This is a genomic window from Paraburkholderia sediminicola (assembly GCF_046026855.1).
GTDB lineage: Bacteria > Pseudomonadota > Gammaproteobacteria > Burkholderiales > Burkholderiaceae > Paraburkholderia > Paraburkholderia sediminicola_A.
The window spans coordinates 1-406 of record NZ_JAQQET010000111.1; the positions used below are offsets into that span (position 1 = coordinate 1).

The following is a 406-nucleotide window of genomic DNA, read 5'->3' on the forward strand; positions in this document are numbered from 1 at the left end:
TGTAGTAGCTTTATAGAAATGTCGTGTTCTAGCCATTTAGAAATGTCGTGTTTTGGCCTCGGTATGCTTGCCGGTTCCCTGCGGGACTATGGAGCCGGCCATGCATGCAGCTGCACTGGTGACATTGAACATGCGCGAACTCGACCGTCTGAAGGTCATCCAGGCCATTGTCGACATGGGCCTCAAGCCCGGTCGCGCGGCCGAACGCTTGGGCTTGACCGTACGTCAGGTTGAGCGCCTGGTGATCCGCTATCAGGAATCGGGTGCGGCGGGACTGGCCTCGCACAAGCGTGGCCGCCAGGGTAACCGGCGTCTGGACGAGAATCTGGCCCAGCGGGCTCTGGCGATCATCCGCGAACGCTACGCCGACTTTGGCCCGACGCTGGCCTGCGAGAAGCTGGTTGAG

1 protein-coding gene is annotated in these 406 nt (G+C 60.6%); it reads left to right on the forward strand.

Going from position 1 to position 406, the window contains the following annotated elements:
• Nucleotides 1–100: 100 nt before the first annotated feature.
• On the forward strand, nt 101–406 hold a 306-nt coding region (locus PQR40_RS39015; RefSeq protein WP_408511287.1), incomplete at its 3' end, for a helix-turn-helix domain-containing protein.